We start from the raw sequence: 25,750 nt of genomic DNA on the forward strand, positions 1-25,750 counted from the left end.
GTTGCTTTCGTAAATCGCAGAAAAGGATTTTACTAGAGAACTAGTCTAGAAATGTGGTATAATAAGGGTTATGGCAAACAATAATCAATCAAAAAAAACACGGTCGACGAGACGACTGTCTAAAGCAGAAATAGAAAGAAAAAAAGCAATTCGCCGAATGATCATGACGATTGTCTTAACTCTCGTCTTCATTTTCGCCTTTTTACGATTAGGAGCCTTAGGCTTAGTGACCTACAACCTTATCCGGCTCTTGGTAGGTAGTCTGGCTTACGTCGCAATGACGGCTGTTATTGTCTACCTCTTCTTTTTCAAATGGATTGAGAAGCATGAGGGAACCTTGTCTGGCTTTTTAAGTCTTTTTGCAGGCTTACTATTGATCTATCAAGCTTACTTTGTCTCCCTCTTGAAACTTGAAGGCTCTTCTGTGGGGCCAACCTTATCACGTATCTTAGGGGACCTTGTACATCTTCGCGTCTCTTCTTTTGCAGGAGGAGGTTTGCTTGGTGCCATCCTGTACACGCCGATTGCCTTCTTGCTTTCGAACATTGGGACTTACTTTATTGGAGGTCTCTTGATCGTACTAGGGCTTCTCTTGATGAGCTCTTATTCGGTTTATGACTTGTATGAGCAGGCTGTCGCAGCTTTTCACTCCTTTATGGAAAAACGGGAAATTCGTCGTCAAGAGCGCTTTGTCGAGCGTGAAGAGAAGAAGGCCCTTCAAGCAGAAGCAGAGGAAGCTGCCCGCATCGAGCAACTTGCAGAAGCTAGTCCCATGAGCACAGAAGGCTATCCTGTAGATCTTGAGACAGGTGAGGTCATGGAACCTGTGATCGAAGCAGAAGAGCTTGTAGAGGAGTCCTACCCTCAAATCTATCTACCAAATGAAGAGGAAGGTTATTCGGAAGACTGGCCAGAAGACAATCCAGAGGAAATGGAAGAACTTCCTGAGGAGGATGTGGATGAAGAAGTCACTGTGGACTTCACACCTAAGGAACTCCTTCAGTACAAACTTCCAACGATTGATCTCTTCGCACCTGACAAACCGAAAAACCAATCCAAAGAGAAGAACATCGTTCGCAAAAATATCCGCATTTTGGAAGAAACCTTTGCAAGCTTTAACATCAAGGCGACAGTGGAACGGGCGGAAATCGGTCCTTCTGTCACCAAATATGAGGTCAAGCCGGCTGTCGGTGTGCGGGTCAACCGCATCTCCAACCTAGCAGATGATTTGGCCTTAGCCCTTGCGGCCAAGGATGTGCGGATCGAAGCACCGATTCCAGGGAAGTCTCTGGTCGGGATTGAAGTGCCCAACTCAGAGATTGCGACCGTTTCCTTCCGTGAATTGTGGGAGCAGTCCAAAACAGACCCAGCTAAACTCCTTGAGATTCCTCTTGGGAAGGCTGTAGATGGTTCAGCTCGGACCTTTGATTTGGCCCGGATGCCCCACCTCTTGGTAGCTGGTTCTACCGGATCTGGTAAATCGGTTGCGGTTAATGGGATCATTTCGAGTATCTTGATGAAGGCCCGTCCGGACGAAGTCAAATTTATGATGGTCGATCCAAAGATGGTGGAGCTTTCTGTCTATAATGATATTCCTCACCTCTTGATTCCAGTTGTGACTAACCCACGCAAGGCCAGTCGGGCCCTACAAAAGGTTGTCGATGAGATGGAAAATCGCTACGAACTCTTCTCGAAAGTGGGTGCTCGGAATATTGCTGGCTTTAATGCCAAGGTTGCGGAGTACAATACCCAGTCTGAGATGAAGCAAGTACCACTTCCATTGATTGTGGTCATTGTCGATGAGTTGGCAGACTTGATGATGGTGGCAAGTAAAGAAGTGGAAGATGCTATTATTCGTCTTGGACAGAAGGCGCGTGCGGCAGGGATCCACATGATCCTTGCGACCCAACGGCCATCGGTTGATGTTATTTCAGGTTTGATCAAGGCCAATGTACCTTCCCGTGTCGCTTTTGCGGTTTCATCTGGGACCGACTCACGGACCATCTTGGATGAAAATGGGGCAGAGAAACTACTCGGTCGCGGAGACATGCTCTTTAAACCGATTGATGAAAACCACCCGATTCGTCTACAAGGGTCCTTTATCTCAGATGACGATGTGGAACGGATTGTCAACTTTGTCAAGGAGCAGGCAGAAGCCGATTATGATGATGCCTTTGATCCAGGCGAAGTATCCGAGTCGGACTTTGATGGTGGTATGGGTGGCTCTGATGAAGGCGATCCTCTCTTTGAAGAGGCCAAAGCGCTCGTGATCGAGACCCAAAAAGCCAGTGCGTCGATGATTCAGCGTCGCTTATCAGTTGGTTTCAACCGGGCCACTCGCCTCATGGAAGACTTGGAAGCAGCAGGTGTCATCGGACCAGCTGAAGGAACCAAGCCAAGAAAGGTCTTGCAGACCAATTAATCTTTCTTTAAACGAAGAAGGAATGAGATATTTGACAATAGCAAAAACCTGCCTGTACAAGGGGCAGGTTTTCTTTACGATAAAAAGGAAAGGATAGCCAGATGCATCTCGATACCATTCACCATATTGCCATTATTGGCCACGATTATGACAAAACCAGAGAATTTTATGTAGATAAATTGGGCTTTGAACCTTTAGACGAACACCATCGGCCAGAAAAGCAGGATATTCTCTTTAATATTCGAAAGGGAAATCTGACCTTGGAAATATTTATCAAACCAGATGCCCCAAAGAGACCCTTTCTCCCTCATCCAGAGCATACAGGTCTTCGTCATCTGGCTTTTCGAGTAGAAGATGTTCAAGCCTGTTTAGTAGAGTTTGACCAATTAGGAATCCCCCATACAGAGCTACGAGTGGATGATTTTGATGGGCGCAAAATGGCCTTCTTCTTTGATCCAGATGGCTTGCCTCTGGAACTCCACGAGTAGGTATAAAAAATCTTCGGTCTCTAGTTCCAAGCAAGAAGACAGCCTTTTTGCTAAACTGGATATAGATAAAAGAAAGAAGTATATATGGAAGAGAAGCGATATAGCGGGCTAACGAATGAGCAAGTCCAAAGCCGAATCAGACAAGGCAAACAAAATCGAGTAACCATCACGGCTGAAAAGTCGACGAGAGAGATTGTTTATTCAAATGTCTTTACTTATTTCAACCTGGTCTTTGGTATTTTAGCTATCTTATTGGTATTAGTACGGTCTTGGAACAATATGTTATTTGTTCCTATTGTCGTCGTCAACTCCTTGATCGGGATTGTTCAAGAATTGCGGTCCCGTCGGATTTTGAATAAGATGCGCCTTCTTCAAGTGGAGAAAGCTCGAGTGATTCGTGAGGGAGAACGACTGGACCTTCCTGTCGACCAGGTGGTAGAGGGGGATGTCGTCTTGTTCCAAGCAGGGGATCAGATCTATGCAGATGCCAAAGTTCTAGACGGTTCGATCATGGTCGATGAGTCTCAATTAACAGGTGAAGCAGATGAAATCCCTAAAGGAGAGAATCAGAAACTCATGTCAGGAAGTTTTGTCATTTCAGGCCAGGCAGTTGCTGTCTTGGAACAAGTAGGAGATTCGTCTTATATTAATCAGCTGAGTATCTCCGCAAAAAGAGTCAAGGGACACGAAGAATCTGAAATGGTTCATGCAGTGGACGGCCTTGTCCGAATGATCGGAATGATTCTCATCCCGATTGGCTTGCTCTTGTTCTTGCAGAGTTATCTAGGAAATCAAGAATCCCTCAAAGTTAGCATCACCTCTATGGTCGGTGCCATCATTGGGATGATCCCAGAGGGACTCTACCTCTTAATGACTCTGGCCTTGGTGCTAGGAGCAACCCGTTTAGCCCTTCAAAAGGTCCTGCTCAATAGTATGAAGGGGATTGAAACCCTATCCCGTATCGACGTCCTCTGTCTAGACAAGACGGGAACAATTACCGAACACAGGATGCAGGTAAGTGAGCTCCTCCCCTTGGCACTAGCTGAAAAAGAAGGCAAAGAAATATTAAGTCACTATCTCCAAGCAAGTGAAGATCAAAATGATACCATTACGGCCATTCGCAAGTCTCACTCCGTCCAACCCGCCCAAGTATGGCCCGTTCAAGACCGCCTTCCTTTTTCATCTAAGAAGAAATTCGGGGGACTTCAGTTCCAAGAAGGGATCTACCTGTTAGGGGCGCCGGATGTCTTGCTCAGAGATGATCTCCATGCTTACCAAGAAGTGTGGCAACGAGAGATTGAACGAGGAGCGCGTGTCCTTATTTTGGGGCATTACCAGGGGGAGCAGTTGACGGAAGTATTAGAAGCTCCAGTCCTTCCCCTTCTAGCCATAGTCTTGGAGAATCCTGTTCGGTCGACTGCTCCTGAAACCTTCGCCTATTTCCAAAAACAAGGGGTGACCATCAAGGTTATTTCAGGGGATCATCCTGTTACAGTTGCTGCCGTTGCTCAAAAAGCAGGTATTCCAGATGCGGATCGGGTCGTAGATGCGAGTCAGCTCAAGACGCGTGAGGAGATGGTAGAGGCAGCCAGGACCTACACCGTCTTTGGACGAGTTAGTCCAGAACAAAAACAAATCCTCGTAGAGAGCTTGCAGGCGGATGGTCATAAGGTTGGCATGACAGGAGATGGGGTCAATGATATCCTCGCTATGAAAAAGGCTGATTGTAGTATTGCCATGAATACGGGACATGATGCGACCAAAAAGGTGGCCCAGGTTGTGCTTTTAGATTCGGACTTTTCTCACATGCCATCTATTGTGGATGAAGGTCGCCGAGTGGTCAACAATATTCAACGTTCTGCGAGTCTCTTTTTGGTCAAGAATATTTTTTCAATTTTATTGGCTATTTTGGCCATTCTCTTTAGTTTCACCTATCCCATCCAGGCTTCTCAGATGTCCTTGATCAGTGGATTTACCATTGGAATCCCAGGTTTCTTGCTGGCCTTGGAGAAGAATCGTGCCCGGATAGAAGGAGACTTTATTGAAACCGTGATAGAGCAAGCTCTTCCAGCTGCCTTGACCAATCTCATATCAGTCCTTTTCCTTGTGGTTCTGGGTCCTTTCCTTGCATTAAGTCAGGGAGAAATTTCGACCATCTCTATCTACTTGCTGGCATTGATTGGCTTTACAAAAGTATACCAACTCAGCCTTCCCTTTAATCATGTAAAATTGGGCATCATCCTTCTGAATATAGCTGGATTTTACCTGTCGGTTTTTGTATTTTCTTCCATTTTTAATCTCAGCCATCTTCATCTGACTGGCTGGATCATGACCCTTGTCCTAGGACTGGTCATGGAAGGAGTCTTATGGTTGATGAATCGTCTTATTTATTCCATAGTGACCCATCTGCATAAGTCCAGAAACAAATAGAAAAACGGTATGAACTATGATTTTAGTTCATACCGTTTTATTGTTGCTATAGATCAGATGAAGAGACTGATCGTCATAATGAGGTAAAGGAAGAAGGTAATGAGGAAGCCTGCTCGCCAAAAGTACTTAAAAAATTTCGGATAGTAAAAACTACGTCTCTTTTTCAAAAAATAAATGGTTAAGCCAATAGCTAAAAGGGACAAGGCCAATAACAATTGTGGCAACAAATTATGATAGTAAGCCGCATCTGAAATTAAATAGTATTCTAGCGCAAAAAGAGGAAAAGCCAGGTCGGCAAAATTCCAACCATATCGACGCAGTTTAAAGACTCGAATAATAATCCCACTGAGAATCAGGGTCAAAAAAATAAATACAAGGGAAGCAACTTTTATTAACATACCTCCATTTTATCACAAAAGTAAAAAAAGTGTGATGGAAATGAAATTTTTTCTTGCATTCGGAAGAAAATAGTGTATAATAGAAAGGTATGCGCAGAGCATACTTGTGGGAGGTAAAAATCTGTAATTACCGCCAAAACCACAAAGGAGGATTTAAGAAATGGCTAAAAAAGTCGAAAAACTTGTAAAATTGCAAATCCCTGCTGGTAAAGCTACTCCAGCTCCACCGGTTGGACCAGCACTTGGTCAAGCAGGTATCAACATCATGGGATTCACTAAAGAGTTTAACGCTCGTACAGCTGACCAAGCTGGTATGATTATCCCAGTTGTGATCACTGTTTATGAAGATAAATCATTTGATTTCGTTACAAAAACACCACCAGCTGCTGTTCTTTTGAAAAAAGCTGCAGGTGTTGAAAAAGGATCAGGTACACCTAACAAAACGAAAGTTGCAACAGTTACTCGTGCACAAGTACAAGAAATTGCTGAAACTAAGATGCCAGATTTGAACGCTGCAAACATTGAGTCTGCAATGCGTATGATCGAAGGTACTGCTCGTTCTATGGGATTCACTGTTACTGACTAATTGTAACAATCCTATTTGCCCGCAATACACTTGATCATGAGACGAGTGACGTGGGAGATGAAAATCGATATGACCACATTACAAGGAGAAAGATAAAATGGCTAAAAAAAGCAAACAACTTCGTGCTGCACTTGAAAAAATCGACAGCACAAAAGCATACAGCGTAGAAGAAGCTGTAGCTCTTGCAAAAGAAACTAACTTTGCAAAATTTGACGCAACTGTAGAAGTTGCTTATAACTTGAACATCGACGTGAAAAAAGCTGACCAACAAATCCGTGGTGCAATGGTATTGCCAAACGGAACTGGTAAAACTGCTCGCGTTCTTGTATTTGCACGTGGTGCAAAAGCTGAAGAAGCAAAAGCTGCTGGTGCAGACTTCGTAGGTGAAGATGACCTTGTTGCGAAAATCAACGATGGTTGGTTGGACTTCGACGTAGTTATCGCTACACCTGACATGATGGCTCTTGTTGGACGTCTTGGACGTGTCCTTGGACCACGTAACTTGATGCCAAACCCTAAAACTGGTACTGTAACAATGGATGTTGCTAAAGCAGTTGAAGAGTCTAAAGGTGGTAAAATCACTTACCGTGCAGACCGTGCAGGTATCGTTCAAGCCATCATCGGTAAAGTGTCATTTGACGCTGATAAATTGGTTGAAAACTTCAAAGCTTTCAACGATGTTATCCAAAAAGCAAAACCAGCTACAGCTAAAGGTACTTACGTAACTAGCTTGACTTTGACTACAACTCAAGGTCCTGGTATCAAAGTGGATGTTAACTCACTTTAATTAGAAATCAAAGCTACCTTCGGGTAGCTTTTTTTCTTTTTTTGAATGATTTAGAAGGTTCTACCTTGATGATAAATTCAATAGATATTAAAACGCTTGCATAAGTACAGGAAAAGGGTATAATATAGTTGAAAAACTAAAAAAAGGAGAATCAAATGATTTTTAAACGTTCAAACGGAGAATTCCGTGAAACTGATCGAGTGACTCGTTTCAAATTGATCAAGTCGGGTAAGAACTGGTTGCGTGCAGCCACTTCAAATTTTGGTTTGCTCAAAGTGATCCGAGGTCAAGTCGAAGAGACTGTTGTTGCTGAGGTTCGTGAAGATGCTGTTTCTGCTAAGAGCCGTCACCTCTTAAAAGGGATCGTAGTGGCAGCAGCAGTTCTAAGTGCTACTACAGTTGCAAATACTACGTTTGCGGATGAAGTAGGAAACGAAGTAGTTTCTTCCTCTACAGCAGTGAGTGCTCCATCCGTTTCAACTGAAGCAGCTTCTAAAGAAGTCTCAGCCCCTCAAAATGAAAGTGCTGTAGCATCGGATGATAAAGCTATTTTGGAACAAAATGCTTCTGAGGCTGCATTATTGAATCAGATAGCAGAAAAATATGCTTCCAATCATCAAAATGCAGAACAGAAAGCTGCTATCAAAGAGGCTGTTGCAAAAGTTCAAGCTGAATTGCCAGCAAAAGAAGCTTCGACCAATTCTGGTGAGAATGCTCCATCATATGCTGAGCAACGATCACGCTTGAACAAGTCAGTAGATGACATGATGGAAACCTTGAAGGCGGCAGGTTTCAATGGAAACACAACCGTTAATGGTGCACCTGCAATTTCTGCTCAGTTGGATGCTCTTTCAACTTCAACTACTCTGACAGCACCATCTGTTTCTCCAATAATGGATGAACCAAATGGAGCTTCAATTGAGGATCCAGCATGGAACAATACAAATTATCAATTGGATCCAAATGCAGATCGCTATACTTATTCTATTTGGGATCTTCAAAACTGGCAAGGTGCAGCTAATCAAGGTGGTGTTACCTATAACAATGGTGGCTATTATGTAACCTTCTCAGTAGATCGCTCTACTGTAGGAACGACACAGACGCCAACTGTTCACGCTCGTTTAGTAGAAAAAGCTACTGGCAAAGAAGTAGAAACATTGGATATGACTGCCAATTCAACGTTCCAATTTAGCACCTTGGTGAAAGAAAATCCTACTTATGCCCCACAATTTGATTATACTACTGGGGAATCTTCGCAAATCCTAGGAACTTGGACCAATAACCGTGAAGCTGGTCCAACTTCTGATGATAAATATAAACACCACATTCTTCAAATTCGTGATACGGTTAAACCAGGAAATGTTGGAGAAACAAAACCAAATGTTCAAACAGTTATCCCAATTGAAAAAGTAACCCATACTACCCACTATAAAGTAGAAGGTACGAATAAAGAATTAGCTTCCTACAGCCAGACAGGTATTGAAAGCCAAGACTACAAGGCATCTAATCCGCGTTCATTTGAAGGCTACGAGTTCGTACGTACGGATGCTGAAAAGGATATGGCAGGTTCTCTAGGTGGTGTCGGAGCTAAATACCTAGAACTCCAAGGTGGACGTGCTCACTACTATGTCAAACGGATTGTAGAGCAAGTCGATAAAGACGGTACATCAGTTGTCAAATTGTACGCTTTAGACCCATCAAAAGTGGCATCGTATAATCCATCTACAGATGTAAATACGCTTGACTTAACCAACTATACACTATTGTATACCTCAGATCCGGTTAAGCCAGGAGCTAAGCCAACACCTGCTGGAACAGCAACTGAACCTAAAGAGGTCGGATATGTTGACAGTAAGGATGGAAAATACCATCTTAAAGTAGCAACTTATACGGATGGTGGAAATGGGAATGTGCGCTTGAGTGGTTGGTTCAACAAGGCCACTGGGGATGCCTTTACAGATTCACCACAGTTTTCAGCAGATGTCGATCCCGTTCGAAACAATACTTCCAATATCATTGGTGGGAACACACCAGGAGATAAAGCGTCTGGATATCCATCATTCTTTAATAACTATTCTCTTCCATCCATTAAAGAAATTTCTACCGATGTAACGCACTATTACCGTAAAACAGATGCTACAGGTAATGTTTACGTGCATTATCAAGATACAGAAGGTAAGACTATTAAGCCAGATGTAACCGATGAAAAAGCTCAACCAGTTGATTCAGCTTACGACACAGTAGTAGACAACCGTCCAGAAGAAATCGAAAAAGACGGTAAGACTTATGTATTGGTACCAGCGGGTAACTACACAGTTGGTGAAGTTGATGACCAAGGCCACCTTACATCATCAGATGACACAACTGGTAAAGTAGCTGAACAAGATAAGAACGTCACCTATGTATACAAACTGAAGGAAACTCCAGCTGAGCCGAAGAAGGGTGAAGTTATCATCACTTACATAGACGAAAATGGTAAGGAAATCGAAAAACCTCGTCAAGATACACCAAACTCACCATATGACACACCATATAACACCACTGAGGAAGGTGAAAAACCGAATACTATCAAGACACCAGATGGTAAGACCTATAAGATCGTACCAAAAGGTGACTACCCAGTAGGTAAAGTTGACGAAGATGGACATTTGGAATCATCTGATCCAGTTAAAGGTAAAGTTGACAAACCAAAATCAACCATCACTTACGTTTATAAAGAAGTGAAGGAAACCCCAGCTGAGCCTAAGGGTAACGTCTACGTACACTATGTAGATACAGAAGGTAAGACCATCAAGTCAGATGTGACCGACGAAAAAGCTCAACCAGTGGATAAAGACTACGACACAGTTGTAGACAACCGTCCACAAGAGATTGAATTTGAAGGCAAGACTTATGAATTGGTACCTGCAGGTAACTATACAGTTGGTGGAGTAGATGACCAAGGTCACCTCAAGTCTACTGATCCTACCACAGGTAAAGTGATCGAAGGCGATAAGAATGTAACGTATGTTTACAAACTGAAAGAAACTCCAGACAAACCTGTAGAACCAACTCCAGACAAGCCTGTAGAGCCAACTCCAGACAAGCCTGTAGAGCCAACTCCAGACAAACCTGTAGAACCAACTCCAGACAAGCCTGTAGAGCCAACTCCAGATAAGCCTGTAGAGCCAACTCCAAACAAGCCTGTAGAGCCAACTCCAGATAAGCCTGTAGAGCCAACACCAGGTAAACCGGTGGATCCAACACCAGGTAAACCAGTGAATCCAACACCAGGTAAACCGGTGGATCCAACACCAGGTAAACCAGTGAATCCAACACCAGGTAAACCAGTGGATCCAACACCAGGTAAACCGGTGGATCCAACACCAGCTAAAGAACAACTTCCAAATACTGGTGAAACTACATCTGTAGGATCAACTGTACTCGGACTAGTTGCAGGACTTGTAGGATTGGCAGCACTTGGACGTCGTAAAGAGGGAGACGAAAAATAATTCTTCTTTCTTTGGTGAAAGATTGATTTTGCTGAATTCCAAATAGCAAGGTCTACTCGATGACTAGAAAAGGTTTTATAGCCTTGAAAAAGGGGATGATGCATCCCCTTTTTTAGACTAGTCAATCATTTTTGTTATCACAATGAGATTTTTATAATAGGAGCCTCAAGTTCTAAACAGGTTGAAAGCTACAACCTGTTTGTCTCAAGAGGCTCTTTTTAATAGGTAAGAAAGTCATACAACTTCATTAATTTGGAACGTTGAAAGAAAGTTCTCCTTTGGAGGAATCACCTATCCATACGAGCTGGCACACTCAGAAATGGTCAATAGAAAAGTATGGGGTAAAATAATCAATTTTAAGACGACAAGATAAAATTTTTTTGATAGATATCACTATATAAAAAACGCTTTTTGTGGTAAAATAATACAGATCATAAAAGGAGTGACAAAATGGTAGAACCTAAGTATAAACGTATTTTAATTAAGTTATCAGGTGAAGCGTTAGCCGGTGAACGGGGTGTCGGAATTGATATCAAAACGGTTCAAAAGATGGCCCTTGAAATCAAAGAAGTTCATGACCTTGGAATTGAAATTGCTCTCGTTATCGGTGGAGGAAATCTCTGGCGTGGAGAACCTGCGGCGGAAGCAGGTATGGATCGCGTTCAAGCAGATTACACTGGAATGCTTGGAACAGTTATGAATGCCTTGGTGATGGCGGATTCTCTTCAACAGGTTGGAGTAGATACGCGTGTCCAAACAGCGATTGCTATGCAACAAGTCGCTGAGCCTTATATCCGTGGCCGCGCCCTTCGTCACTTGGAAAAAGAGCGTATTGTTATCTTTGGTGCAGGCATTGGTTCTCCATACTTCTCAACGGATACAACGGCTGCTCTTCGTGCCGCTGAAATTGAAGCAGACGCAATCTTGATGGCTAAGAATGGTGTTGACGGCGTTTATAATGCTGATCCAAAGAAAGACAAGACAGCTGTGAAGTTTGAAGAATTAACTCACCGTGATGTCATCAATAAAGGCCTTCGTATCATGGATTCGACAGCATCGACCATCTCAATGGACAATGATATTGACTTAGTCGTTTTCAACATGAATGAGCCAGGTAACATCAAACGCGTTGTCTTTGGAGAAAATATCGGTACTACCGTTTCTAATAATGTAGAAAAATAAGGAAGTTAGAGGAATAAAATGGCAAATCCAATCGTAGAAAAAGCTAAAGAAAGAATGTCTCAGTCTCACCAAAGTTTGGGACGTGAATTTGGAAGTATCCGGGCAGGTCGTGCAAACGCAAGTCTCTTGGACCGTATCTATGTTCAATATTACGGAGTTGATACTCCATTGAATCAAATCGCATCTATCACGATTCCAGAAGCCCGTGTGATGTTGATCACGCCTTTTGACAAGTCTTCATTGAAAGATATTGAGCACGCTTTGAATGCTTCTGACCTTGGTATTACTCCGGCTAACGATGGTTCGGTCATTCGCTTGGTCATCCCAGCTTTGACAGAAGAAACCCGTCGTGACTTGGCCAAAGAAGTGAAAAAAGTTGGTGAAAATGCTAAGGTAGCGATCCGTAACATCCGTCGTGATGCTATGGATGAAGCTAAGAAACAAGAAAAAGCAAAAGAAATCACTGAAGATGAATTGAAGGGTCTTGAAAAAGAAATACAAAAAGTAACGGATGATGCTGTGAAACATATCGATGAAATGACAGCTCACAAAGAAAAAGAATTGCTTGAAGTCTAATCATTTCCAGCAGTTTACAGAGGAAATGAACTCAGTTGGCACTGCTGGCTGGGTTTTATTTCCATTAAGGGGCTATTGATCATCATTAGCTAGAAAGAAGGAAGAAATGAATACCAATCTCGCACATGATATCGTGGGCCTTGTTACGGATGAGAATGACCGTTTTTACTTTGTCCAAAAGGATGGGCAAACCTATGCCTTGGACAAGTCTGAAGGAGAGCATGCTCTTGGAGAGTCCGTCAAGGGCTTTGCCTATACGGATATGAAGCAACGTTTGCGCCTGACCACACTTGAAGTCACAGCTCGTCAGGACCAATTTGGTTGGGGGACAGTGACAGAAGTTCGTAAGGACCTGGGTGTTTTTGTCGATACTGGTCTACCAGACAAGGAGATTGTCGTATCTCTGGATATTCTGCCAGAGATCAAGGAACTATGGCCTAAAAAAGGAGATAAACTCTTTGTTCGCCTGGAAGTCGATAAAAAAGATCGAATCTGGGGTGTCTTGGCCTACCAAGAAGACTTCCAACGGATTGCTCGTCCAGCCTACAACAATATGCAGAATCAGAACTGGCCGGCTATCGTCTATCGCTTAAAACTTTCAGGGACCTTTGTTTACTTACCTGAGAACAATATGTTAGGCTTTATCCATCCAAGTGAGCGCTTTGCCGAACCTCGTTTGGGACAAGTCCTAGATGCCCGGGTTATTGGTTTCCGAGAGGTGGATCGGACCTTGAATTTATCCTTGAAGCCACGCTCGTTTGAAATGCTGGAAAACGATGCACAGATGATTTTGGCATATTTAGAAAACAATGGAGGCTTTATGACCTTGAATGATAAGTCCTCCCCAGAAGAAATTAAGGCAACCTTTGGCATTTCCAAGGGGCAGTTCAAAAAAGCTCTGGGAGGCTTGATGAAAGCAGGGAAAATCACACAGGATGCCTTTGGTACAGAATTAAAATAAAAGGAGTCCTATGCGAAAATCATTTTATACTTGGTTGATGACAGAGCGCAATCCCAAAAGCAATGCTCCCAAGGCTCTTCTAGCTGATCTGGTCTTTCATGAGACAGCCTTTCCAAAGCATACAGATGATTTTGATGAAGTCAGTCGCTTTCTGGAAGAGCATGCCAGTTTCTCCTTTAATCTAGGAGATTTTGATGCAATTTGGGAAGAATACCTAGGTCATTAAGTACAAGAGAATCAAAGTGGGCCGGGGATGGTCAATTCTCGGTCTCTTTGTTATAATAGAGAAAACTTACAGAAATAGAGAGGTTCTTTATTTGAAAGAACATTCAATTGATATTCAATTAAGTCATCCAGATGATCTCTTCCATCTATTTGGATCCAATGAACGTCACTTGCGTTTGATGGAGCAGGAGTTGGATGTGATCATCCATGCCCGAACAGAAATTGTCCAGGTCATCGGTCAAGAAGAAGATTGTGAAAAAGCCAGACAAGTTATTGAGGCTTTGCTTATCTTGGTGAATCGTGGCATGACTATCGGGACGCCGGATGTTGTAACAGCTATTCAAATGGTTCGTAATGATGAGTTGGATAAGTTCGTGGCCTTGTATGAAGAAGAAATCATCAAGGATAGCTACGGCAAGCCCATTCGGGTAAAAACGCTAGGTCAAAAGATTTATGTAGATAGTGTCAAGCACCATGATGTGACCTTCGGGATTGGACCAGCAGGGACTGGGAAGACCTTTTTGGCAGTAACTTTGGCCGTGACCGCCCTCAAGCGTGGTCAAGTCAAGCGCATTATTTTGACTCGCCCAGCCGTGGAAGCAGGAGAGAGCCTTGGTTTCCTTCCAGGGGATCTCAAGGAAAAGGTAGACCCTTATCTACGTCCAGTCTATGATGCCCTCTATCAAATCTTGGGCAAGGACCAGACCACTCGTATGATGGAGCGGGAGATTATTGAGATAGCTCCCTTAGCTTATATGCGGGGCCGGACCTTGGATGATGCCTTTGTCATTCTCGATGAAGCGCAAAATACAACCATCATGCAGATGAAGATGTTCTTGACCCGTCTTGGTTTCAACTCCAAGATGATTGTCAATGGAGACACTAGCCAGATTGACCTTCCTCGAAATGTCAAATCCGGCTTGATTGATGCCCAGGAGAAGTTAAAAAATATTTCTCAGATTGATTTTGTGCACTTCTCTGCTAAGGATGTTGTTCGCCATCCTGTTGTAGCAGAAATTATCCGGGCCTATGAGCCCCTCCCACATCTAGTAATCAAAGAAAAACTGGATGTGGAAGAAGAAACGGAATAAAAAAAGAGGCAAAGATCAGAGGATCTTTGCCTTAAATTGACGATAAAATCATTTTCTAGACTTTCCTTAGGTGAGAACGGAGGTTAGGTGAAATTATCCAGTGGATGATTTCAGCAATCCAGGAAGTTCCATGACTAAATCAAGATACAAAGGGCGTCTGCGGATAAAGTCAAAATAGGAAGTTTGACGCAGAATCTTTTGATTCTAGAAAAACTTATCTTTTTGACACAATCCGCAGCCCGTGTTCAATTTTTATTGAGCCCCTTCGCTCTTTAATTTCTGGGCTCAGGCTAAAACAGTTTCCCAAACTGTTTTACTCTTAATTATTCCGAGTGCTTGAAACTAAATTGTTTCAGACACTTTTCTCACAGCGGAAAATCTCTGAAAATGATTTAAAAAACTCAAAACAACTTGTTTTTTTCAAAACTTTTTTATTAGTTCATATGAAAAAATAAGTTGCTTATTTTTTTCGATGATAATTCTTTAAATATATGATAGTTTAAACCAATTCGTCGATTGGAGTGAAGTCGCGTTCTAGACCTTCTGCAACTGGTTGGCTTGTGATATGGCCTTGGTAAGTAGTGACCCCTTGGCGTAAGCCTTCATCAAGTGCGATGGCCTTATGGAAGCCTTTGTCAGCCAAAGCTTCTACATAAGGAAGGGTTACATTGGTAAGGGCGATAGTAGAAGTGCGAGCGACAGCCCCTGGGATATTAGCAACGGCATAGTGGAGCACACCATGTTTTTCGTAAACAGGCTCTGTATGCGTTGTCACACGGTCTGCTGTTTCGATAACACCACCTTGGTCAACTGCAACGTCGACGATGACGGAACCTGGACGCATTTGTTTGACCATATCATCTGTCACTAATTTAGGAGCTTTCGCACCAGGAATCAAGACAGCACCGATGACAACATCGGCATCACGGACGCTGGCTTCAATATTAAAGGGGTTGGACATGAGGGTTTGGATTTGGTGACCAAAGACATCTTCCAGAACAGCTAAACGTTTGGCACTGATATCTAAGATGGTCACTTGGGCACCAAGTCCAAGGGCGATCCGTGCTGCGTGGGTTCCAACAACCCCACCTCCGATGATAGTGACTTTTCCTTTGGGAACACCTGGTACCCCACCTAGGAGGACACCAGATCCACCTTCTTGTTTGGTTAAGAAGTGAGCACCGATTTGCACCGCCATTCGTCCAGCAACCTCACTCATTGGCACCAAGAGGGGCAATTGGCCATCAAGGTCACGAACCGTTTCGTAGGCAACTCCTGTTGTTTTCGCTGCGACCATAGCGTCCGCTAATTCAGGTGCGGCAGCCATATGCAAGTAAGTGAAGAGTAAGAGGTCTTCGCGAAGGAAACCGTATTCTTCAGCGAGAGGTTCCTTGACTTTCACCACCATCTCAGCGTTCCAAGCTTCTGCAGCAGTCGCAACGATGGTTGCCCCTTGTTTAACGTAATCTTCATCTGCAAAGCCAGAACCGAGTCCGGCATTGGTTTCCACCAAAACTTGATGCCCTTTCTTCACCAAGCTTTGTACACCTGCAGGTGTCAAACCGACCCGATTTTCGTTGTTTTTAATTTCTTTTGGAATACCGATTAACATGATTATTTCTCCTTGCTTAGATATGGGTGTAAAAAGGCCATTGGTGTGAGATTTCTCTCTTGACTCAATGACCTTTTCACTCCTTATCTGATTGTTTTTATTGATTTTATTGTATAGAAAAGTTGGTTAAAAAGCAAGAAAAATTTGAGCTTGCCTTCCTTTAGGTTATTTGCTAAACTAATGCCTAAAGAAGGAGTGTCAAATGGAAAATTTATATGTGAAGTTAGCGGCTTATCGTGAAATAGAGACAGAGCGTTTGCACTTGCGTCCGGTCACTCTTGAGGATGCACCGGCTATGTTTGAGTATGCTTCTGATGAAGCTGTTACGCGCTACACTTTTCCAACCAATCAAAGTCTTGAAGAGACGCGTAATAATATTGCCCTCTTTTACCTAGCGAACCCACTTGGAAGATGGGGGATCGAGCTCAAAGAAAATGGAAAATTTATTGGGACGATTGATTTACTGGATTTGGATCTTTGTCTGAAAAAGGGGAGTATCGGCTATGTTCTGAATAAAGACTATTGGAACCAAGGTCTTGCGACAGAGGCTACCAAGGCAGTCATTGCCCTGGCTTTTGAACAGTTAGGGATGAACAAACTCATTGCCGTTTATGACAAGGATAACCCAGCTTCTGGCCGGGTGATGGCCAAAGCAGGGATGCAATTTTCCCACGAAGAAGCTTATGCGATGCTAGACCTGCATGAAGAGGGGCGAATGGTGACGAGAGTCCATTATGTCCTCACTAAGGAAGAATATTTGACAGAAAAATGAGTCAGGATATTGACAAAAGGCCTATCTCCATGATATAGTAGATAGGTACTGCTGGTTTAGCTCAGTCGGTAGAGCGCATCCATGGTAAGGATGAGGTCGCCGGTTCAATCCCGGCAACTAGCATAGAAGAAGAGAAGCTTAGAGAGGATCTAGGCTTCTTTTTTTTGCGAGTTCATCTTTAAAAATTTTGCCTTTTTCAACAATTTTCAAAAAAACGTTGACAAGCACAGAAATCCGTGGTAAAGTTATAGCAACAAAGAGAAAGGAGAAAACCATCATGAACAAAGTAGATGTTTTGATGACACAATTGAATACACAGCTTCTCCAATCTCAGTTGAGTTCTATGTAAAAATTGAATGAACCCAAGATGGAGGAGTCTGTCTTGGGTTTTTTGTATGCATTTTTGCCTGCCTTAACTGAATTGGTGATAGGCATCAGAAGGCCCAAGTGTGGACTGAGCACCTACTCAGCTCCTTACTTGGGTTTTTTCTGTGCCATTTTGAAAAGGAGAATATATGATCAGAGCTATTTGGGAGTATATCAGGGAACGCAAGTGGCGATATATCAGTATTGCTGTTGTCCTGATTCTTTATGATTACACCTTATTGATCCCGACGCAAGTTATTCAGCGTCTAGTGGATCATCTGAGTCAGCAGACGCTGACGCAATCCAACTTTGTATGGGATATGGTCCTCTTGGTAGGATCAGCCATCCTCAATTACCTGACGGCTTTTTATTGGCAGTTGCGCCTCTTTCAGTCGTCAGTTCATTTCAAGGCGACCCTTCAGGGACAAGCTTTTCGTAAACTAGTAGCTATGCGGCGTCCCTTTTTTGAGAAATTCCGTTCAGGAGATCTCTTGACGCGGTTCACGACAGATGTCGATGGCATGGCCGACATGGCTGGTTACGGGATGATGGTGCTCTTGTTTGGCGGTGGCTTGTTTGCCTTTATTATTCCGACCATGTTTTTCATTTCTTGGCGATTAACCTTGATTTCCTTTATTCCCATGATCTTCCTTATCGTCTCGACCTATTTTTTGAGTAGAAAGCAGGAGGATTATGTTGAGCAAAACCGGGAAGCAGTCGCTCAGTTGAATGATGAAGTCTTGGAGTCCATCGAAGGGATTCGGGTCATGAGGGCCTATAGTAAACGGGACCAGCAGGTCAAACAGTTTCAGAAGAAAACAGCCAGTCTATCCAAAACAGGGGACAAAATTGCTTCTATCCAATATTCTTTTGGCCCCTTAGCCCTGATGTTTATTGGTTTTTCGACGGTCCTACTCTTGGTATTTGGAGGTCAGTCATTAGCAATCGGGCAATTGAGCCTTGGCAAGTTATTGGCTTTGCAGCTGTATTTGGTCTTTTTAATTGAACCTATGTGGATGATGGCGGACCTGATCTTGGTCTATCAGACAGGGCAAATGTCCTATAAAAAATTAAAAGAAGTGATTGATGAAACGGATGATCTCGAACCAGATGGTCCTAACTATTTAGAGCAGATTGATTCGGTGCAGTTTAAGGATTATTCTTTCAGCTATCCTGGCGCTGAGCGAAAGAGTCTATCAGGCATTGATTGGACCATTCAGAAAGGACAGACAGTTGGAATTGTTGGTCGTACCGGAGCAGGAAAGACTAGTCTGATTCGACAATTCTTGCGGCAGTACCCAGTTGGTGAGGGAGAATTCTTGGTCAACCAGCAACCGATCGTGGACTACAACCGACACTCTATTGAAGCTAAAATCGGCTATGTTTCCCAAGAACATATTTTATTCTCAAAATCTATTCGTGACAATATCGCTCTGGGTAAAAATGGTGCTAGTGAAGAGGATTTAGTGGAAGCTGTAGCCCAAGCTGCTTTTGCGGATGATCTTGAGCGGATGTCTCAGGGAATGGACACCATGATCGGTGAGAAAGGGGTCTCTGTATCAGGTGGTCAAAAACAGCGGATCTCGTTGGCACGTGCTTTTTTAAGGGATGCGGATCTCTTGCTGTTAGATGATTCCCTTTCAGCAGTAGATGCGAAGACCGAACAGGCCATTATTGACACCATTCAAACAGAGCGAAAAGGCAAGACGACCCTCATTGTTTCCCATCGCTTGTCTGCGGTTCATCAGGCGGATTGGATTATTGTATTGGATCAAGGACAGATTGTAGAAGAAGGTAGAGCTAGTGATTTACTGGCTCAAGAGGGCTGGTATTATGAACAATACCAACGGCAACAAAAACAGGAAGGAGAATAAGATGAAAGTATTGAAACGATTATTATCTCAGATCACTCTTTATCCGACGGTTTTTCTTTCCGGCTTTATTTGTCTCTTACTAGCCACCATTTTTTCTGAATTGTCTCCTTTTCTTCTCCAAAAGATGATCGATGGGCCTTTGACTGCACTGACCCACGGTGGAGGACAAGGGGATTTGCTTCAGATGGGATCATTTTATCTCTTGGTCTTAAGCCTAGGACAGCTGATTAGCTACCTAGGAAATCGGATCTTGCTACACGGAAGCAATCAAGTAACGGCTAGTCTGAGAGACCAAGCCTTTCAAGTCATGCAAGGTCTGCCTATTTCTTATTTTGATGACAAGCCGGCCGGAAAGATCGCAACAAGAATTGTCAATGATACGGAGACCTTACGGACCCAGTTTTATAACTCTTGTATGATACTAGTCATCTATTTGGTGCGATTTCTCTTTATCCTAGGGATTCTCTTTTACCTGAGTCCTATGATGGGGCTACTCTTGTGTCTGGTTTTTCCAATTTTCTATGGAATCCAGTATCTCTACAAGGTCATGACGGACCAGCCTATGAAGGATTTCTTTGATGCGAGAAGCGAGGTCAATACCCAAGTCAATGAACTCTTGCATGGTGCCAGTATGATTCAGCTCTATCATCAAGAGCCTGGTGTGGTAGAGGAGTTTGAAGCCACTACCCAGAAGATGCTAGGAGCCAATGATCGGATCCTCTTAGCTGATTCCATCGCTTCTTGGACCTTGACAGAATTGCTCAAGTTTTTAGTGATTGCAGGTATATTGACCATCGCTGGAATTTCTTTCCTACAGGGCAATATCGGTGTGACAGCTGGTTTCTTATTTATCAATATTAACTATGTCATCAATCTGTTTGATCTCATGGCTAATCTCAGTCGTCAATTTCCGAATATTCGGCGATCACTAGAGACGGGGAGTCGCGTCCTTGCCTTCTTGGATCAACCCTTAGAGGCCGATGGTGTATCGGAACTGAAGATAGAAAAGGCTCAAGTCGTGTTTGATGATGTTCAATTTGCTTATGAAGAAGGCAAGCCAGTTTTACAGGATATTGCCTTTCAGGCGAGTCCCGGGGAAACCATCGCTCTTGTGGGCCATACTGGATCGGGTAAATCTTCTATCATGAATCTTCTCTATCGTTTCTATGATCCTCAAGAAGGAGCGATTTTGATCGATGGGCAAGATATTCGCCAAGTCTCTCGTGAGAGCCTGCGAAGCCACATGGGCATTGTTCTGCAAGATCCTTATCTATTTACAGGAACCATTGCCAGTAATGTGGCCATGAGTCAGGATCATATTGACCGGGATGCGGTCAAAGATGCGCTGAAAAAAGTCGGTGCTTGGCCTTTTGTAGAGCGCCTTGAAAAGGGAATCGACCATCCAGTCGTAGAAAAAGGATCTGCCTTTTCAAGTGGCGAGCGCCAGTTGATTTCCTTTGCGCGAACGCTCTATATGAATCCGCAAATTCTGATTTTGGATGAGGCCACCTCTCACATCGATACAGAAACAGAAGAAATTATCCAACAAGCTATGGCGGTCCTCCAAAAGGGCCGGACCACCTTTATCATTGCCCATCGCTTGTCCACTATCCAAGATGCCGATCAAATCTTAGTCTTATCTGAAGGACGCATTGTAGAGCGTGGTAGACACGAGGAACTGGTTACACAAGGCGGGATCTATGCCCTGATGAATGCCATCCAGCAAACAGTGGTGTAAGATGATCATGCAAAGAAAAAGTTTGAAAACCAGCCTGTATCTAGTATATAGGCTGGTTTTTGTGATATAATAAAGTGATAATAGTGAGGTGATCCAGATGTATATTGAAATGGTAGATGAGACGGGCCAAGTCTCTGACGAAATCTTAAAACAAACGCAAGAAATTTTAGAATTTGCTGCTCAAAAAATTGGGAAAGAAGACAAGGAAATGGCTGTGACTTTTGTGACCAATGAACGCAGTCATGAACTAAATCTTGAATACCGTGATACGGATCGTCCGACAGATGTCATCAGTTTAGAATACAAGCCTGAGATGGAGATTTCTTTTGATGAGGAAGACCTTGAAGAAAATCCAGAATTGGCAGAGATGATGGCGGAATTCGATACCTATATTGGTGAGCTCTTTATTTCAATTGACAAGGCGCGGGAGCAAGCGGAAGAATATGGCCATAGCTTTGAGCGCGAAATGGGATTTTTGGCAGTACATGGTTTTCTTCACATCAATGGCTATGATCACTATACGCCAGAAGAAGAAAAGGAAATGTTTGGCTTACAGGAAGAGATTTTGACAGCCTATGGACTCACAAGACAATAAGCGAAAATGGAAAAATCGGGACTTCACTTCAAGCCTGGAGTTTGCGATAACAGGAATTTTTACATCGATCAAAGAAGAGCGCAATATGCGCAAGCACGCCTTATCAGCCCTTGTAGCAATGCTTGCTGGTTTGGTGTTTAGGATTTCTGCGACGGAATGGCTCTTTTTATTGCTCAGCATTACCTTGGTGATTGCTTTTGAAATTATGAATTCAGCCATTGAAAATGTGGTGGATCTAGCCAGTAACTACCATTTTTCCATGTTGGCAAAGAATGCCAAAGACATGGCGGCTGGAGCGGTCCTCGTTGTATCAGGTTTTGCCTTAGTGACAGGATCGATCATTTTTGTGCCCAAATTCTGGGCCTTGGTATTTGGATAAGAGGGAGCATACCCTCGTGAAAGGATAATATGACATTTAAATCAGGCTTTGTAGCCATTTTAGGACGTCCCAATGTCGGGAAGTCAACATTTTTGAACCACGTCATGGGTCAAAAGATTGCCATCATGAGTGACAAGGCGCAAACAACGCGCAATAAGATTATGGGGATTTATACGACGGATAAGGAACAGATTGTCTTTATCGATACGCCAGGTATTCATAAACCTAAGACAGCTCTTGGTGACTTCATGGTGGAGTCGGCCTACAGCACCCTTCGGGAAGTCGATACCGTACTCTTCATGGTGCCAGCAGATGAAGCGCGTGGCAAGGGTGATGATATGATCATTGAACGCCTTAAAGCAGCTAAAGTGCCCGTCATCCTCGTGGTCAACAAGATCGACAAGGTGCACCCTGACCAACTTTTGGCGCAAATCGATGACTTCCGTAGTCAGATGGACTTCAAGGAAATTGTGCCGATTTCAGCCCTTCAAGGAAACAATGTTTCGCGTTTGATTGATATTTTGAGCGAAAACTTAGAAGAAGGATTCCAATATTTCCCTGCTGATCAGATTACTGACCATCCAGAGCGTTTCTTGGTCTCTGAAATGATCCGTGAAAAGGTCTTGCACTTGACGCGAGAAGAAATTCCCCACTCTGTTGCCGTAGTGGTGGATTCTATGAAGCGGGATGAAGAGACCGATAAAGTTCATATACGTGCGACCATCATGGTGGAACGCGATAGCCAAAAAGGCATTGTGATCGGAAAAGGTGGCGCCATGCTTAAGAAGATTGGAACCCTTGCACGTAAAGATATCGAGCTCATGTTAGGAGACAAGGTCTTCCTAGAAACTTGGGTCAAGGTCAAGAAAAATTGGCGGGATAAAAAGCTGGATTTGGCTGACTTTGGCTATAACGAAAAAGAATATTAAGAAGAGGTGGGCAGAAGCCTGCTTCTTGTTTTTGAAAGGAGTTCTATGCCTGAATTACCAGAAGTTGAGACCGTTCGGCTTGGTCTTGAGAAATTAATTCTTGGGAAGACCATCCAATCAGTGGAAGTAAAGTATCCAAAGATGATTCAGACGGATCTAGATGCTTTTCGTCAAGATCTCCCAGGTCAAGAAATTCGGGCCATGGGGCGCCGCGGGAAGTACCTCTTGTTTTATCTGACGGATTTGGTCCTCATCTCGCATTTGCGGATGGAAGGCAAGTATTTCTTTTATCCAGACGAAGTCCCTCTTCGCAAGCACGCCCATGTCTTCTTTCACTTTACTGATGGCAGCACCCTGGTCTATGAAGATGTCCGCAAGTTTGGGACCATGGAAGTCTTAGTGCCTGAGTTTATAGACAGCTATTTTTTGGCGAAAAAAATTGGTCCAGAGCCAACAGAAGCGGATTTTAAAGAACCAGCCTTCCAAGCAGCTCTTAAAAAATCAAAGAAACCCATTAAATCAGCCCTTTTAGACCAAAAATTAGTGGCTGGTCTGGGCAATATCTATGTAGATGAGGTCCTTTATCGAGCCAAGGTTCACCCAGCTCGTTTGGGTCAAAGCTTGACTGCTAGAGAAGTCAAAGCTATCCGAAAGGAAACAATCGCCGTATTAGCTCAGGCTGTCGAAAAAGGTGGCTCCACTATTCGCTCTTACAGCAATGCTTTTGGAGAGGATGGTACCATGCAGGAAGAGCATCAAGTCTATGGAAAGACAGGTCAACCTTGTTTGCGCTGCGGGACACCGATTGAGAAAATCCAGCTGGGGGGACGTGGAACCCATTTTTGTCCGCACTGTCAAAAGGAGAACTAGATGGCGAGAATCATCGGATTAACAGGAGGAATTGCTTCAGGAAAGTCCACTGTCACCTCCTATTTGAAAGAAAAAGGTTATCCTGTCATTGATGCTGATCGAGTGGTCCATGACTTGCAGGCACCAGGTGGAGAACTCTATCGATCTTTAGTAGAGCATTTTGGAAGGGACATCCTCCTAGATACTGGTGACTTGAATCGTCCTGCTCTGGCTCAACGCATCTTTTCAAGCCAGAAAGAGATTGCCTGGTCCAACCAAGTACAAGGCGAAATGATTCGCAAAGCTTTGGCGCGAGAACGGGATCGCTTAGCTAAAACAGAAGACCTCTTTTTCATGGATATCCCCTTGTTAATCGAGCAGGGATATCTGGATTGGTTTGACCAAGTTTGGCTGGTCTATGTGACGGAAGATACCCAGTTGAAACGTCTAATGGGAAGAAATGTCCTAACGGAGGTCCAGGCGCGCGATCGTTTGGCAGCCCAGATGCCTCTAGATGAGAAAAAAGCTTTTGTCAATCTTGTGCTCGATAACAATAGCAAGCGTGATTGCCTCTATCAGCAAATTGATCGAGCTTTAGAACAAATAGAAAGAAGATGATCCTATTTCACTGGAAATCAATTGGCGTAAAAATCTTTTTATTGCCTGGATTGGCTGTTTTTTCGTAGGTGCCAGTCTTTCGTTGGTAGTCCCTTTTATGGCTCTATTTGTAGAGGAGTTGGGGATAAAAGGTCCGGCTGTTCCTTTTTATGCTGGGATTGCAGTCGCCTCCTCCTCTTTGACTTCCGCTCTAATGGCCCCAATCTGGGGGAGTTTAGCTGACCGTTATGGTCGGAAACCCATGATGTTGAGAGCCTCGATTGCCATGACCATGACCATGGGAGGAATTGCTTTTGTCCCTTCCGTCTTTTTGTTGTTGCTCCTACGCTTATTAAATGGTGTCTTTTCGGGATTTGTTCCTAACAGTACGGCTCTCATTGCCAGTCAGGTGCCAAAGAATCAATCTGGATATGCTCTGGGAACCTTATCGACGGGAACCGTTGCCGGTACCTTAATGGGGCCTTTATTGGGTGGATTGATTGCGGAGCAATTTGGCATGCGGAATGTCTTTCTCCTCGTTGGTTTTTTCCTCTTTCTCGTCTCTGTCTTGACTTGGTGGGGGATTGAGGAAGACTACCAACAAATATCGAAGGAGGAGCATCTTTCAAGCTGGGATTTACTGGCTTCTATCCAGCATAAGGACATTTTACTGGGTCTTTTTTTGACCAGTATGACCATCCAGATGATAGGCCAATCTATTTCTCCCATTCTCCCCCTCTATGTAAGAGAGCTTGGTCAGAGAGACAATGTTATTTTTGTATCTGGGCTGATCGTATCAGCGATGGGGATTTCCAGTATCCTGACATCGGGATGGATGGGAAAGCTCGGAGATAAAATCGGCAACCATCGCCTCCTACTTTTAGCCCTTCTCTATAGTGGGATCCTCTATATCTTCTGTGCCCTTGCTCAGACTCCTTTTCAATTAGGCCTTCTTCGTTTCCTATTTGGAATTGGGACAGGAGCCTTAATGCCCGGAGTGACGGCTCTCTTAAACCGCATGACTCCCAAAGAAGGAATTTCTCGGATATTTAGTTACAATCAACTCTTCTTTTATATTGGGGGAGTTCTTGGTCCCATGATGGGTTCTAGTATCGCTATGCATGTCAATTACCATTGGGTATTCTATGGGACCGCTATTCTTGCCTTTATAGATTTGGCCTTCCTTTTATTCATCTTTAGAAAGTATTTGAAAGTGAGAGAAATCAGTGCGCATTAAAGTACAACTAACCTGCACGAGCTGTGGTAGTCAGAATTATTTGACAAGTAAAAATATGAAGACCCACCCTGAAAAAATTGAAGTTTTGAAGTATTGTCCCAAAGAGAGAAAAGTGACATTACATCTTGAAACGAAATGATTTTTATGGTAAAATAGATAGGATTT

General features: G+C 43.5%; 23 protein-coding genes and 1 tRNA gene. 22 read left to right on the top strand and 2 right to left on the bottom strand.

Annotated elements, in window-relative coordinates:
* The first annotated feature begins 70 nt into the window (after positions 1-70).
* From HMPREF9421_RS04680 to HMPREF9421_RS04690, 3 genes are all read left to right on the top strand, one after another.
* The gene (locus HMPREF9421_RS04680; protein WP_006595846.1) at positions 71-2,422 is read left to right on the top strand and encodes a DNA translocase FtsK; all 2,352 of its coding nucleotides are present in this window, start codon (positions 71-73) and stop codon (positions 2,420-2,422) included.
* Positions 2,423-2,523: 101 nt separating this feature from the next.
* A complete protein-coding gene (gene gloA2, locus HMPREF9421_RS04685; RefSeq protein WP_006595847.1) occupies positions 2,524-2,910 on the top strand; it encodes an SMU1112c/YaeR family gloxylase I-like metalloprotein in 387 nt (128 codons plus the stop codon).
* Positions 2,911-2,994: 84 nt separating this feature from the next.
* Positions 2,995-5,340, top strand: a complete 2,346-nt coding sequence (locus tag HMPREF9421_RS04690) for an HAD-IC family P-type ATPase (protein WP_006595848.1) — start codon at positions 2,995-2,997, stop codon at positions 5,338-5,340.
* A 53-nt stretch (positions 5,341-5,393) separates the two neighbouring features.
* Here the strand turns inward: HMPREF9421_RS04690 and HMPREF9421_RS04695 are convergent, their stop codons facing one another.
* On the bottom strand, positions 5,394-5,738 hold the full coding sequence (locus tag HMPREF9421_RS04695) for a DUF3397 family protein (RefSeq protein ID WP_006595849.1): 345 nt from the start codon (positions 5,736-5,738) through the stop codon (positions 5,394-5,396).
* A 160-nt stretch (positions 5,739-5,898) separates the two neighbouring features.
* Here HMPREF9421_RS04695 and rplK point away from each other — a divergent pair, with 160 nt between their 5' ends.
* From rplK to HMPREF9421_RS04735, 8 genes are all read left to right on the top strand, one after another.
* On the top strand, positions 5,899-6,324 hold the full coding sequence (rplK, locus tag HMPREF9421_RS04700; RefSeq protein ID WP_006595850.1) for a 50S ribosomal protein L11: 426 nt from the start codon (positions 5,899-5,901) through the stop codon (positions 6,322-6,324).
* Positions 6,325-6,421: 97 nt separating this feature from the next.
* Positions 6,422-7,111: a 50S ribosomal protein L1 gene (rplA, locus tag HMPREF9421_RS04705; RefSeq protein WP_006595851.1), complete on the top strand. Its 690-nt coding sequence runs from the start codon at positions 6,422-6,424 to the stop codon at positions 7,109-7,111.
* A gap of 155 nt (positions 7,112-7,266) precedes the next feature.
* Positions 7,267-10,602: an accessory Sec-dependent serine-rich glycoprotein adhesin gene (locus HMPREF9421_RS10135; protein WP_050786736.1), complete on the top strand. Its 3,336-nt coding sequence runs from the start codon at positions 7,267-7,269 to the stop codon at positions 10,600-10,602.
* A gap of 450 nt (positions 10,603-11,052) precedes the next feature.
* On the top strand, positions 11,053-11,784 hold the full coding sequence (gene pyrH / locus HMPREF9421_RS04715; protein ID WP_006595852.1) for a UMP kinase: 732 nt from the start codon (positions 11,053-11,055) through the stop codon (positions 11,782-11,784).
* Positions 11,785-11,802: 18 nt separating this feature from the next.
* Entirely contained in the window at positions 11,803-12,360 is a 558-nt protein-coding gene (gene frr / locus HMPREF9421_RS04720; protein ID WP_006595853.1) for a ribosome recycling factor, read from the top strand.
* Between the two features lie 106 nt (positions 12,361-12,466).
* Positions 12,467-13,321: an RNA-binding virulence regulatory protein CvfB gene (gene cvfB / locus HMPREF9421_RS04725; RefSeq protein WP_006595854.1), complete on the top strand. Its 855-nt coding sequence runs from the start codon at positions 12,467-12,469 to the stop codon at positions 13,319-13,321.
* 10 nt (positions 13,322-13,331) lie between these two features.
* The gene (locus tag HMPREF9421_RS04730) at positions 13,332-13,547 is read left to right on the top strand and encodes a YozE family protein (RefSeq protein WP_006595855.1); all 216 of its coding nucleotides are present in this window, start codon (positions 13,332-13,334) and stop codon (positions 13,545-13,547) included.
* Between the two features lie 91 nt (positions 13,548-13,638).
* On the top strand, positions 13,639-14,637 hold the full coding sequence (locus HMPREF9421_RS04735) for a PhoH family protein (protein WP_040802991.1): 999 nt from the start codon (positions 13,639-13,641) through the stop codon (positions 14,635-14,637).
* Positions 14,638-15,136: 499 nt separating this feature from the next.
* Here HMPREF9421_RS04735 and ald read toward each other — a convergent pair whose 3' ends face one another.
* A complete protein-coding gene (gene ald / locus HMPREF9421_RS04740; RefSeq protein WP_006595857.1) occupies positions 15,137-16,249 on the bottom strand; it encodes an alanine dehydrogenase in 1,113 nt (370 codons plus the stop codon).
* Positions 16,250-16,451: 202 nt separating this feature from the next.
* On the opposite strand from ald, the gene HMPREF9421_RS04745 reads away from it, so the two are divergent.
* The 11 genes from HMPREF9421_RS04745 (at position 16,452) to rpmG (ending at position 25,724) form a co-directional block, all read left to right on the top strand.
* Positions 16,452-17,021, top strand: coding sequence for a GNAT family N-acetyltransferase (locus tag HMPREF9421_RS04745; protein WP_006595858.1), 570 nt, complete (start codon positions 16,452-16,454; stop codon positions 17,019-17,021).
* A gap of 50 nt (positions 17,022-17,071) precedes the next feature.
* Positions 17,072-17,144: transfer RNA gene (locus HMPREF9421_RS04750), tRNA-Thr, on the top strand.
* 392 nt (positions 17,145-17,536) lie between these two features.
* Complete coding sequence (gene tetA(46), locus HMPREF9421_RS04755) at positions 17,537-19,261, top strand: tetracycline efflux ABC transporter Tet(46) subunit A (protein ID WP_006595860.1); 1,725 nt, start codon at positions 17,537-17,539, stop codon at positions 19,259-19,261.
* Between the two features lies 1 nt (position 19,262).
* Positions 19,263-20,999: a tetracycline efflux ABC transporter Tet(46) subunit B gene (gene tetB(46) / locus HMPREF9421_RS04760; RefSeq protein WP_006597334.1), complete on the top strand. Its 1,737-nt coding sequence runs from the start codon at positions 19,263-19,265 to the stop codon at positions 20,997-20,999.
* 97 nt (positions 21,000-21,096) lie between these two features.
* Positions 21,097-21,594 (top strand): rRNA maturation RNase YbeY, encoded by a 498-nt coding sequence (gene ybeY, locus HMPREF9421_RS04765; RefSeq protein ID WP_006595862.1) that lies wholly within the window; start codon positions 21,097-21,099, stop codon positions 21,592-21,594.
* The gene (locus HMPREF9421_RS04770; protein WP_006595863.1) at positions 21,575-21,973 is read left to right on the top strand and encodes a diacylglycerol kinase family protein; all 399 of its coding nucleotides are present in this window, start codon (positions 21,575-21,577) and stop codon (positions 21,971-21,973) included. The genes ybeY and HMPREF9421_RS04770 overlap by 20 nt, the downstream gene beginning before the upstream one ends.
* Positions 21,974-22,002: 29 nt before the next feature.
* Complete coding sequence (era, locus tag HMPREF9421_RS04775) at positions 22,003-22,902, top strand: GTPase Era (RefSeq protein WP_006595864.1); 900 nt, start codon at positions 22,003-22,005, stop codon at positions 22,900-22,902.
* Positions 22,903-22,947: 45 nt separating this feature from the next.
* Complete coding sequence (gene mutM, locus HMPREF9421_RS04780; protein WP_006595865.1) at positions 22,948-23,772, top strand: DNA-formamidopyrimidine glycosylase; 825 nt, start codon at positions 22,948-22,950, stop codon at positions 23,770-23,772.
* On the top strand, positions 23,773-24,369 hold the full coding sequence (coaE, locus tag HMPREF9421_RS04785; protein ID WP_006595866.1) for a dephospho-CoA kinase: 597 nt from the start codon (positions 23,773-23,775) through the stop codon (positions 24,367-24,369).
* A gap of 16 nt (positions 24,370-24,385) precedes the next feature.
* Positions 24,386-25,585, top strand: a complete 1,200-nt coding sequence (locus tag HMPREF9421_RS04790; RefSeq protein ID WP_331250617.1) for a multidrug efflux MFS transporter — start codon at positions 24,386-24,388, stop codon at positions 25,583-25,585.
* Positions 25,575-25,724: a 50S ribosomal protein L33 gene (gene rpmG, locus HMPREF9421_RS10320; RefSeq protein WP_081453577.1), complete on the top strand. Its 150-nt coding sequence runs from the start codon at positions 25,575-25,577 to the stop codon at positions 25,722-25,724. The genes HMPREF9421_RS04790 and rpmG overlap by 11 nt, the downstream gene beginning before the upstream one ends.
* Positions 25,725-25,750: the final 26 nt, after the last annotated feature.

This window comes from Streptococcus australis ATCC 700641, from assembly GCF_000186465.1.
Taxonomy (GTDB): Bacteria; Bacillota; Bacilli; order Lactobacillales; family Streptococcaceae; genus Streptococcus; species Streptococcus australis.

Excerpts from the sequence above, each read along its gene's own strand:
- HMPREF9421_RS04680 (WP_006595846.1), top strand. The coding sequence starts at position 71 with ATGGCAAACAATAATCAATCAAAAAAAACACGGTCGACGAGACGACTG.
- gloA2 (WP_006595847.1), top strand. The coding sequence starts at position 2,524 with ATGCATCTCGATACCATTCACCATATTGCCATTATTGGCCACGATTAT.
- HMPREF9421_RS04690 (WP_006595848.1), top strand. The coding sequence starts at position 2,995 with ATGGAAGAGAAGCGATATAGCGGGCTAACGAATGAGCAAGTCCAAAGC.
- HMPREF9421_RS04695 (WP_006595849.1), bottom strand. The coding sequence starts at position 5,738 with ATGTTAATAAAAGTTGCTTCCCTTGTATTTATTTTTTTGACCCTGATT.
- rplK (WP_006595850.1), top strand. The coding sequence starts at position 5,899 with ATGGCTAAAAAAGTCGAAAAACTTGTAAAATTGCAAATCCCTGCTGGT.
- rplA (WP_006595851.1), top strand. The coding sequence starts at position 6,422 with ATGGCTAAAAAAAGCAAACAACTTCGTGCTGCACTTGAAAAAATCGAC.
- HMPREF9421_RS10135 (WP_050786736.1), top strand. The coding sequence starts at position 7,267 with ATGATTTTTAAACGTTCAAACGGAGAATTCCGTGAAACTGATCGAGTG.
- pyrH (WP_006595852.1), top strand. The coding sequence starts at position 11,053 with ATGGTAGAACCTAAGTATAAACGTATTTTAATTAAGTTATCAGGTGAA.
- frr (WP_006595853.1), top strand. The coding sequence starts at position 11,803 with ATGGCAAATCCAATCGTAGAAAAAGCTAAAGAAAGAATGTCTCAGTCT.
- cvfB (WP_006595854.1), top strand. The coding sequence starts at position 12,467 with ATGAATACCAATCTCGCACATGATATCGTGGGCCTTGTTACGGATGAG.
- HMPREF9421_RS04730 (WP_006595855.1), top strand. The coding sequence starts at position 13,332 with ATGCGAAAATCATTTTATACTTGGTTGATGACAGAGCGCAATCCCAAA.
- ald (WP_006595857.1), bottom strand. The coding sequence starts at position 16,249 with ATGTTAATCGGTATTCCAAAAGAAATTAAAAACAACGAAAATCGGGTC.
- HMPREF9421_RS04745 (WP_006595858.1), top strand. The coding sequence starts at position 16,452 with ATGGAAAATTTATATGTGAAGTTAGCGGCTTATCGTGAAATAGAGACA.
- ybeY (WP_006595862.1), top strand. The coding sequence starts at position 21,097 with ATGTATATTGAAATGGTAGATGAGACGGGCCAAGTCTCTGACGAAATC.
- HMPREF9421_RS04770 (WP_006595863.1), top strand. The coding sequence starts at position 21,575 with ATGGACTCACAAGACAATAAGCGAAAATGGAAAAATCGGGACTTCACT.
- era (WP_006595864.1), top strand. The coding sequence starts at position 22,003 with ATGACATTTAAATCAGGCTTTGTAGCCATTTTAGGACGTCCCAATGTC.
- mutM (WP_006595865.1), top strand. The coding sequence starts at position 22,948 with ATGCCTGAATTACCAGAAGTTGAGACCGTTCGGCTTGGTCTTGAGAAA.
- coaE (WP_006595866.1), top strand. The coding sequence starts at position 23,773 with ATGGCGAGAATCATCGGATTAACAGGAGGAATTGCTTCAGGAAAGTCC.